The organism is Cereibacter changlensis JA139, assembly GCF_003034985.1.
Classification (GTDB): Bacteria; Pseudomonadota; Alphaproteobacteria; order Rhodobacterales; family Rhodobacteraceae; genus Cereibacter; species Cereibacter changlensis.
On sequence record NZ_PZKG01000132.1, the window covers coordinates 1 to 10,193 of the forward strand.

Here is a 10,193-nt window from a genome sequence, read left to right on the forward strand (position 1 = left end):
CCTTGCGGCGGTGATGTTCTATGGCCTGGATACCGAGGGCTGTCGCGACGTGTGTCTTGCCGGTGCCCGGGCCCCCGATCAGGACGACATTCTGAGCGCCGTCCAAGAACTCGCAGCGGTGCAGCGTCCGGACGGTGGCCTCGTTGATCTCGCTGGCCGCGAAGTCGAAGCCTGCAAGATCTTTGTAGGCCGGGAAGCGTGCAGCCTTCATGTGATAGGCGATGGAACGCACCTCGCGTTCGGCCAATTCGGCCTTCAGCACCTGTGACAGGATGGGGGTGGCGGCTTCGAAAGCGGGGGCCCCCTGTTCGATGAGATCCTCGACGGCTTGGGCCATGCCATACATCTTCAGGCTGCGGAGCATGATGACGATGGCGCCGGCGGCAGGGTCATGACGCATGACGGCCTCCCATAGCGCTCTGGCTACGCAGGGCGTCATAGCGCTCGACATTTGCCTTGGGTTCGCGCCGCAGGATCAGCGCTTGCGGGGTGTCCAACGGCGGACCACCGATCACCTTGCCGTCGACAAGGCGGTGCAGGAGGTTCAGCACATGGGTCTTGGTGGGCACGCCCTCGATCAGCGCCAATTCCACGGCGGTCAGCACGGCCTGTTCGTCGTGCTGCAAGACGAGCGCAAGGATATCCACCATCTCGCGGTCACCGCCTTGTTTGCGTAGCATTTGATCCTGCAACTGCCGGAAGGCAGACGGTAATTCCAGGAATGGCGCGCCATTGCGAAGAGCTCCGGGCTTCCTTTGCACGACCGCCAGAATAGTGCCGCCAATCGTAGATCGTCTTCGGGGGAAACTTATGGCTGCGCTCGATCACCCGGCTATGTTCACACAGGATGTTGACCTCCGCCGCAACGACCAACCTGTCAGGATATACCCGCAGGCTGACAGGCCGGTTCGCGAAGGACGCCGGAACACTGTAGCGATTGCGCTCGAAGCTGATCAGGCAAGTGGGCGAGACCCGCTTGTCGATCTCGACGAAGCCATCGAAGGCGGACGGCAGCGGCATTAATGCGGCTTTCTCGTCAATCCAGACATCCGCGATCGTGCCGGGCAATGTGCCATGGGCGGTCTCGTGCCACAGGGCGATGCAGCGCTCCTCCAGCCAAGCGTTCAGCGCGGCAAGATCAGGAAAGTCTGGCATGGCTTGCAGCATCTGGTGGCGGGAGTCGCGGACGTTCTTCTCGACCTGCCCCTTCTCCCACCCTGCCGCCGGGTTGCAGAACTCTGGCTCGAAGACATAGTGGTTCGCCATAGCGAGAAAGCGGATGTTGATCTCGCGGGCCTTGCCTCGGCCAACACGATCCACCGCCGTCTTCATGTTGTCATAGATTCCGCGTTCCGGCACGCCGCCCAAGATCCTGAACGCGTGCCAGTGCGCATCGAACAGCATCTCATGGGTTTGCAAGGGGTAGGCCCGCAAGAGAAAGGCCCGGCCGTGCGACAACTTGATATGGGCGACCTGAAGCTTCCTGCGCTCACCGCCGACAACCGCGAAATCCTCGCTCCAGTCGAACTGAAACGCCTCGCCGGGGCGGAAAGCCAACGGAACAAATGTCCCGCGTCCAGTCGTCTGCTGCTCGCGCTGCCGATCAGCCCGCCATTCCCGCGCGAAGGCCGCAACCCGGTTGTAGGAGCCGGTGAAGCCGAGCGTCACCAGATCGGCGTGCATCTTCTTCAGTGTCTGCCCCTCTTTACGCGACTTCCCGGCATTGGTCTTCAGCCAACCCGCCAGCTTCTCGGCAAAGGGATCAAGCCTGCTCGGACGCTCCGGCGTCGCGAACTTCGGCTCCACCGTCTCTGCCGCAAGATGCTTGGTCACAGTATTGCGCGACAAACCCGTGCGCTTGGCCATCTCGCGGATCGACAGCTTCTGTCGCAGGTGCATCCGACGAATGATGTTCAAAAGTCCCATGTGGATCACTCCGTTGCCCCCGCCGCTCGCCGCTTCGGGGGAAGGTTCACATGGCTCAATTCTCAGTGGAAATTATGCGCCTACCCGGCTCAGTTCTGGGTGGAAATCAACACTCCAGCGTCTATGTCGCGACCAAAGGCGCCGTGGACACGATGACCTTCGCTCTCGCTCGCGAACTTGGGCCGCGCGGCATCCGGGTGAATTCTATCCTGCCGGGCCACACCACACGCCCGCGACCGATGGCACTTCGCGGGCGATCTGGGCGTGAAGCTGCTCGCCGGCACGCCGCTCGGCCGGCTCGGCGAGCCTGAAGACATCGCGCCGGTCGCGGTCTTCCTCGCGTCCGAGGACGCGCATTGGGTGACCGGGGAAGCCCTCCGGGCCGCGGGCGGCGTGCGCGGCGTCGGATACTGACGCTGTCGGCGCCCGGTCTCGGGCCGGGTGCCGCGCCCGCCTTGGCGGCTCAACCCTCATCCAGCATCGGCATCGTTTGGCTCGCCCTGCACAGCCAGAAAGCGGGTGGTGTTGCTGCTGGCAACGGATCGGGAGACCGCGCCAAGGAAAAAGAGAGAGGCGCCATGTCTATGCGATTGGACGACAGGATCGCCGCCATCAGCTGCGCCGCCAGCGCAGGGGCCAACCGGTTCGGGCGGGCGGTCTCATCCGGCTTGGCAATCTGGGTGTCAAGTTTCGGTGCGCGCCCTCTGCAAGGGGCTCACCCCTTCAGGGCTCCCCCGCGCCGCTGGTTGCTGCGTATCGAGGCCCATCTCGCTGATCAGCTGCACCAGCCAATCCACAAATACCCTGACCTTGTTGCTCAGATGACGGTTCGGCGGATAAACTATGTAGAGAGGGATCGCCTGCAGGCTCCAGTCCGGCAGCAGTTCGATGAGTCTCCCGCTGGCCAGATCCTCAGCCACCAGGAAGCGCGGCAAATGGCCAGCACCGAGACCGGACAGAACCGCAGCCATGTAGCTGCGCGCGTCATTGACCGAGAGAATATAGCGCGGAACGATCTCGACCAGTTCCTCTGCCTTCTCGAAGGCAAACGGCATGATCCGGTTGTTCGGCGGCATAAAGTAGCTGACGCAGTGATGGTCCCGCTCGAACTCTGCCGGATGTCGCGGCTCGCCCAGCTGTTCCACGTAGCAGGGAGCGGCGCAGAAAATCAGGTCCAGCTGACCCACGCGCCGCGCGATGAGCGACTGATCCGCAGGCTGGCCTCCCCTCAGGGCGATGTCGACATTCTCGGCGAGGTAGTCGACCGTCCGGTCGCCGACCCCGAGGTCGATCTGGATGTCGGGATAGGCCCGGCTGAAGTCGATCAATGCGGGAATGATGATGCAGTCGGCGAAGATGCCCGCCATCTCCACACGCAGTCGTCCGCCGGGGGTCAGCTGGGACTGGGACAGGCTGGCGTCGAGCTCGTCGACCTCGGCGACGATGCGCAGCGCCCGTTCATAGTAAAGCGCGCCGTCGGTCGTCACCATCACCCGCCGCGTCGTGCGGTTGAGCAGTTTCGTCTTCAGATGCGCCTCGAGGTTCTGGATGAGGTTGGTCATCGTCGCCTTCGGCAGACCAAGCCCTGCGGAGGCTCTGGTGAAGCTGCCGGTCTCGACGACACGGAGGAAGGCGCGCATGGCCGATAGCTGATCCATCCTGATCTGGCGCCTCCGGCATTGTTCGAGAAGAAGAATAGTGTAACCAAAAAATACTACCTTATTCAGGACAGCGAACAAGGCTAGATTGCCAAGCAGTGAGAGTGATCGGGGCGTTCTGTCCTCAGCTCAGACCGGGATGACCCAAGCCATGACCGTCAATGTGAAACACATGATATTGGAGAAGGTGGCCGTCGGCGACGTCTCCGCGCAGATCTATCAGCGTGCTGACGCGGTGACGTGCTCATCGGTCCTTCTCTATTTCCACGGCGGCGCCTTCCTCCGCTCCGGTCTTCAGGACTGTCCGCTGGCGCGCTGTCTGGCGGACGCCGGCGCCACGGTCGTGGCGCCCGATTACAACGCTCTGCTCGGCGGCGTCTTTCCGAAGCCGCTGGAAGTCGGCTTTGCGGTCTTTTCCGCTCTGGCGAAGAAGCGGGCGGGCTTTGGCGACCGGAAATCACTGCTGATCGTTGGTGGCGCGGAATCCGGGGCGAATATCGCGGCGGCGGTTGCGCTGAAGGCGCGGGACCATTTTGCCAGCGAACTGGACGGTCAGGTGCTGGCCTCGCCTCTGCTGGACCCGTTCATGGGCTCGGCTTCGTTCCGCAGCTCCGACGACGTCGGCATGCGGCGCACTTGGGAGGCCGGTTGGGCGCATTATCTGAGCGGCGGGATCTGCCACCCCTATGCGGCGCCCTCCACCTGTTCGCGCCTGAGCGGCGTGGCGCCGGCCCTGGTTCTGACGTCCGAGGACGATCCGTTGCGCGACGAGACAAGGGGTTATGCCCGGCATCTGTCAGATGCCGGGGTCAACGTTCAGCAGCACACGCTGCCGGCCGAGACGGGGTGGCCTTCCCTCTATGGCGGCGCCGTCGCCAATACACCGACCTGGCATGACGCCGTGGCGCGGCACTTTTCGAGTTTCCTCCGCGATCTCGGCCCATCGTGAAACGGGCTGAGGCGCGCTGACCCTATCCGGCATCCGAACGCCAAGGAGAAAAACAATGACATCGACGATCAAACGCTGGGCCCTCGTGGGCGCCGGCCTGGGAATGGCTGCTTCGGTTTCGACCGCAGTCGTCTTCATAGATTTGCCATTGGGTTCGAAAGCGGTGGCATCGGCCGACACGATGGCGCCGCCTGCTGTGCCGGTCACCGTCAGCGTGATGAAGGCGCGGGACGTAAGCGAATGGCAGGAGTTTTCCGGGCGGCTGGAGGCGGTCGAACGCGTCGATCTGCGCTCGCGCGTCGCCGGCGCCGTCCAGGCGGTGCACTTCCGCGAGGGATCGCTGGTGACCAAGGGCGACCTGCTCTTCACCATCGATCCTGCGCCGTATCAGGCGGCTGTCGCCCAGGCCCAGGGCCAGCTGGATTCGACCGTGGCCCGGCTGAACCTTGCCGAAACCGAGCTGCGCCGCGGTCAGCGGCTGTCTCAGAACCGGACGATCTCGGAAAGCGTTCTCGATCAGCGCGAGAATGCGGTGGCCGAGGCGCAGGCGGCCCAGGCCACCGCGCAGGCCATCCTGCATTCCGCTCAACTGGAGCTGGACTATACGAGGCTGCACGCGCCGGTGACCGGGCGCATCGGCAGGGTGGAAATCACTGTCGGCAATCTGGTCGCCGCGGGCCCAGCCTCGCCCGCCCTGACCACGCTCGTCTCGGCCGACCCGATCTATGCGGCTTTCGACGTGGCGGAGGAGGTTGCCGCGCAGATACTCGCAGCGCTGCCGGCGGCTGAGGATGCAGAGGCGCTGATGAGCCAGATCCCCGTCGAACTGGCATCGTCGACAGAGGGCGCGGCGCCAGTGAAGGGGACGCTGCAGTTCGTCGGCAACCACGTCGACATGGCGAGCGGCACCATCGGGCTCCGCGCGGTCTTCGACAATCCGGGCGGCAAGCTGATCCCCGGCCAGTTCGTGCGGATCCGCATGGGCGAGTTGAAGGCGGAGGAGCGCATCCTCGTCAGTGAGCGGGCGATCAGCACGGATCAGGACAAAAAGTTCGTCTATGTCGTCGGTCCGGACAACATCGTGGCCTACCGGCCCGTCCAGCTTGGCGGCAGCGTGGAGGGGGCGCGCATCATCGAGAGCGGACTTGCCGCCGGCGACCAGGTGGTCGTCAACGGTCTGCAACGCATTGCCCCGGGCGCGCTCGTCGCGCCGCAGGCCGATGATGTCGTCGCCGCTCTGAAATAGCGACAATCGCGCGGGGCCGACAGCGCTTCGCAACCGTCCAACTGGCTTCTGGCCGCCTGCGGAGACATCCGGGGACAGGTCAGCTCATGCAGATTTTGTCCCCGAGAGGGTTTTGGAAATGAGTATCTCGAGATTTTTCATCGACCGCCCGGTGTTCGCCGGCGTGCTGTCGGTCCTCATCGTCGTCGCGGGCCTCATCGGCATGAGGGCCCTGCCGATCTCGGAGTATCCAGAGATCGTCCCGCCCTCAATCGTCGTGCGCGCGGTCTATCCGGGCGCCAACCCGGTCGTGATCTCCGAAACCGTCGCCACGCCGCTCGAAGAGCAGATCAACGGCGTCGAGGACATGCTCTACATGAACAGCCAGGCCACCTCCGACGGCGTGCTGACGCTCACGGCGACCTTCAAGCTGGGCACCGATCCCGACAAGGCGCAGCAACTTGTGCAGAACCGGGTCGCGCAGGCAGAGCCGCGTCTGCCCGCCGAAGTGCGCGCGCTCGGGATCACCACGATCAAGAGTTCTCCGGACTTCATCATGCTGGTCAACCTGGTCTCCGACACCGACCGCTATGACATCACCTATCTGCGGAACTATGCGACCCTGAACGTCAAGGACCGCCTGACGCGGATCGAGGGCGTCGGGCAGGTGCAGGCCTTCGGCGCGGGTGACTACGCCATGCGGGTCTGGCTCGACCCCGAGAAGGCGGCCCAGCACGGGCTGGCCGCGAGCGACATCACCGACGCGATCCGCCAGCAGAATGTGCAGGCGGCGGCGGGCATCATTGGCGCCTCGCCTTCGCCTTCCACCACCGAGCTGCAACTGAACGTGAATGCGCAGGGCCGTCTCGGCACGCCCGAGGAGTTTGGCGAGATCATCGTCAAGACCGGCGCGAGTGGCGAGATCACCCGGTTGCGGGATGTGGCCCGGGTGGAACTGGGCGCGGCGGACTATACACTGCGATCCCTGCTTGATGGCCAGCCGGCTGTCGCCATCGCCGTCCTGCAGGCGCCCGGATCCAATGCGATCGAGATTGCCGACCAGATCTACGCCACGATGGACGAGCTGCAGCTCGCGATGCCGGAAGGGGTCCGATACGAGATCGTCTATGACACCACCAACTTCGTGCGCTCGTCGATCGAGAAGGTCATCCATACCTTGTTCGAGGCGGTGGCCCTGGTCGTGCTGGTCGTCATCGTCTTCCTGCAGTCCTGGCGCGCCTCGATCATCCCGCTGATTGCAGTCCCGGTTTCGATCATCGGCACCTTCGCCGTGATGTATGCCTTCGGCTTCTCAATCAATGCTCTGACGCTGTTCGGGCTGGTGCTGGCCATCGGCATCGTGGTGGACGACGCCCTCGTCGTGGTCGAGAATGTCGAGCGCAACATCGAGACCGGGTTGAGCCCGCGGGAGGCGACCTACCGCGCGATGCGGGAAGTTTCCGGGCCGATCATCGCCATCGCGCTGGTGCTGGTCGCGGTCTTCGTGCCGCTGGCCTTCATCAGCGGGCTCTCCGGCCAGTTTTACCGACAGTTCGCGCTGACCATCGCCATCTCGACGGTGATCTCGGCCATCAACTCGCTCACGCTGTCGCCCGCCCTGGCCGCGCTGCTGCTGAAGGATCCACACGCGCCGAAGGACCGGCTGACACGGGGCATGGACTTCGCCTTCGGCTGGTTCTTCCGGGGTTTCAACCGGCTGTTCGGTTCGGCCTCTGAGAGCTACGGCAAAGGCGTCGGCGGTCTCATGTCGCGCAAGACCATGGTCATGGTGGTTTACCTGGCCCTAGTCGGCGGCGCCTATTCCGTCTTCCACGCCGTGCCTGGCGGCTTTGTCCCGGCGCAGGACAAGCAGTATCTCATCGGTTTTGCCCAGTTGCCCGACGGCGCAACGCTCGACCGCACCGAGGACGTGATCGAGCGGATGAGCGCCATCGCGCTGGAGCAACCCGGCGTCGCCCATGCCATCGCTTTCCCCGGCCTGTCGATCAATGGCTTCACCATCGGCTCGAACTCGGGGATCGTCTTCGCCGTCCTCGACGACTTCGAAGAGCGCACCTCGCCGGAGCTGTCGGGCAATGCGATCGCCGCGCAACTGAACCAGAAGTATGCCGGCATCCAGGACGCCTTCATCGCCATGTTCCCGCCGCCGCCGGTCAACGGCCTCGGCTCCACCGGCGGCTTCAAAATGCAGATCGAAGACCGAGCCGGCCTCGGCTACGCGGCGCTTGATGCCGCCGCCAAGGAGTTTCTGGCCAAGGCCAGACAAGCGCCTGAGCTTGCGGGCCTGTTCTCCAGCTTCCAGATCAACGTCCCGCAGCTCTACGCGGACATCGACCGGCCGAAGGCCCAGCAGCTCGGGGTTGCGGTCACCGATGTCTTCGAGACGTTGCAGATCTACCTCGGGTCCCTCTACGTGAACGACTTCAACGCCTTCGGTCGAACCTACAGCGTCCGCGTCCAGGCCGACGCGGCGTTCCGCGCCATGCCCGAGGATATCGGCAGGTTGCAGGTGCGGTCGCAAGCGGGCGAGATGATCCCACTGGCGGCGCTCCTGAAGGTCGAAAGCACCACGGGTCCGGAACGGACGACGCGCTACAACGGGTTTCTCGCCGCGGACATCAACGGCGGGCCGGCCCCCGGATTTTCCTCCGGTCAGGCCGAAGCCGCTATCGAACGCATCGCCGGGGAAACCCTGCCGCCGGGCATCGGCTTCGAATGGACCGACCTGACCTATCAGCAGATCCTCGCCGGCGGCTCCAGCCTGGTCATCTTCGCCCTAGCCTTGCTGCTGGTCTATCTGGTGCTGGCCGCCCAATACGAAAGCCTCACCTTGCCGATCGCCATCATCCTGATCGTGCCGATGGGCGTGCTGGCGGCGCTGACCGGCGTCTGGCTGACCGGGGGCGACAACAACATCTTCACCCAGATCGGCCTGATGGTGCTGGTTGGGCTCTCCGCCAAGAACGCGATCCTGATCGTCGAGTTCGCCCGGGAGCTGGAATTCGAAGGCCGAACCCCGGTGCAGGCCGCCGTAGAGGCAAGCCGTCAACGTCTGCGACCGATCCTGATGACCTCGATGGCCTTCATCATGGGCGTCGTTCCCTTGGTTATCTCGACCGGCGCTGGGGCCGAGATGCGCTCGGCCATGGGAATCGCGGTGTTCTCCGGCATGATCGGCGTCACCGTGTTCGGCATCTTCATGACGCCGGTGTTCTACGTCGTCATGCGCCGAGTGGCAGGCAACCGGGCGCTGGTCCAGCACAAGGACGAGGCCTCGGCAGACAGGCTAGCGCTAGGCGCAGAGGCTGCAGGAGATGAAGCCCCGAGGGGGCAGGTCATCTAGGAGCCCTTTCCATCGGGCGCCGGCGGGCAGTCCCGGCGGCGCCACCCTCACTCAAACGCGGGAGCAATGCATGTATCTTCCCACCCCGGTTCAAGCTTTTTTCCAAGCGGAGAAGCTCGACTCGCCTGAACTGCTGGCCTCGGCCTTCAGCGATCGGTCGAGGGTCTACGACGAAAGCGGGATCCACGTCGGGCCCGAGGCAATCCGTGACTGGTGGCTGTCGACCAAGGCAAGCCGGCATTGCGAAGTAAGACCGATGTCGGTTGATCGTCAGGGAGACCGAGTCACCGTCCATACCCGGGTCAGTGGAAAATTCTCCGGCAGTTCGGCGACACGTCGGTTCAGCTTCCGCCTGTCCGGAAACCGGATCGCTGAACTGGAAATCGATGCCTGAGGCCGGTCGACGTTTGGAGACCGGGGCTGACCTAGCCGCTGATCACCCGCAGTGCCGCCTCGGCCCGGCAATGCGGAACCTCCGGATCGCGCGGCGGCAGAGAGCGTGTGACCTGTGAAGACCCGCAGGCGCAACCACGCGGGTTGGCGACGGACTCGCCGACAGGGTGCCGCCATGCATGAGCGCCATGTCCTTTGCGTAGACAGGGGCATGGCTTTCCTGCAAGCGTTTGGCGCTCCGTGAAGGGCAATCTGTCGAAAGCAATGTTGTCACCAGCCGCGCATGATTGATTGGCCTGTCTTCCGAGATGGTATGGACCACAGAGCTCGCGCGGCGTCGCGATGCAAACCGCGCGATGATTGACATGCAATACCGGAACGCACTTCGCCCGAAACCAAGATCCCCGCCTGCCGCTTCCCGCAGCCAACGCCTAGCCGCCGTTGCGGTCGCGGGCGACCACCTCGGCCTGTGGATGGGCGCGGAGCCAGGCTTCGACAGTGGCAGGCTCGCGATCCGGCAGCAGATCGATCACGCAGCGCCGTTCCAGATCGCAGATCAGCGTGCCGTAGCGCTGGCCCTTCCGCCATGCCCAGTCGTCGATGCCGATGATCCTCGCTTCAGCCACACCGCGGCCGTCGCCATGCCCAAGGCTCCGCAGGAACGTATCCTTGCTCACT

Annotated in this window: 6 protein-coding genes and 3 pseudogenes; 5 read left to right on the forward strand and 4 right to left on the reverse strand. The window is 64.3% G+C overall.

Features of this window, described 5'->3' with window-relative positions; translation table 11 throughout:
- Positions 1-400: ATP-binding protein (locus C5F48_RS19085; RefSeq protein WP_181247731.1), on the reverse strand; the 400-nt coding region annotated here is incomplete at its 3' end.
- A pseudogene (gene istA / locus C5F48_RS19090) lies at positions 390-1,926 on the reverse strand (IS21 family transposase). The gene C5F48_RS19085 and the pseudogene istA, both read right to left, overlap by 11 nt.
- 74 nt (positions 1,927-2,000) lie before the next feature.
- Between istA and C5F48_RS26170 the strand changes: the two are divergent.
- Positions 2,001-2,340 (forward strand): annotated as a pseudogene (locus C5F48_RS26170) (SDR family NAD(P)-dependent oxidoreductase).
- A gap of 269 nt (positions 2,341-2,609) precedes the next feature.
- Here the strand turns inward: C5F48_RS26170 and C5F48_RS19100 are convergent.
- On the reverse strand, positions 2,610-3,566 hold the full coding sequence (locus C5F48_RS19100; protein ID WP_245941536.1) for a LysR family transcriptional regulator: 957 nt from the start codon (positions 3,564-3,566) through the stop codon (positions 2,610-2,612).
- A gap of 169 nt (positions 3,567-3,735) precedes the next feature.
- Here C5F48_RS19100 and C5F48_RS19105 point away from each other — a divergent pair, with 169 nt between their 5' ends.
- From C5F48_RS19105 to C5F48_RS19120, 4 genes are all read left to right on the forward strand, one after another.
- Entirely contained in the window at positions 3,736-4,533 is a 798-nt protein-coding gene (locus C5F48_RS19105; protein WP_107665413.1) for an alpha/beta hydrolase fold domain-containing protein, read from the forward strand.
- Positions 4,534-4,588: 55 nt separating this feature from the next.
- Positions 4,589-5,779 (forward strand): efflux RND transporter periplasmic adaptor subunit, encoded by a 1,191-nt coding sequence (locus tag C5F48_RS19110; RefSeq protein WP_107665414.1) that lies wholly within the window; start codon positions 4,589-4,591, stop codon positions 5,777-5,779.
- Positions 5,780-5,897: 118 nt separating this feature from the next.
- Positions 5,898-9,122 (forward strand): efflux RND transporter permease subunit, encoded by a 3,225-nt coding sequence (locus C5F48_RS19115; protein WP_107665415.1) that lies wholly within the window; start codon positions 5,898-5,900, stop codon positions 9,120-9,122.
- 70 nt (positions 9,123-9,192) lie between these two features.
- A complete protein-coding gene (locus C5F48_RS19120; RefSeq protein WP_170139765.1) occupies positions 9,193-9,516 on the forward strand; it encodes a nuclear transport factor 2 family protein in 324 nt (107 codons plus the stop codon).
- A gap of 433 nt (positions 9,517-9,949) precedes the next feature.
- Here C5F48_RS19120 and C5F48_RS19125 read toward each other — a convergent pair.
- Positions 9,950-10,193, reverse strand: a pseudogene (locus C5F48_RS19125) (transposase); the annotation flags it as partial.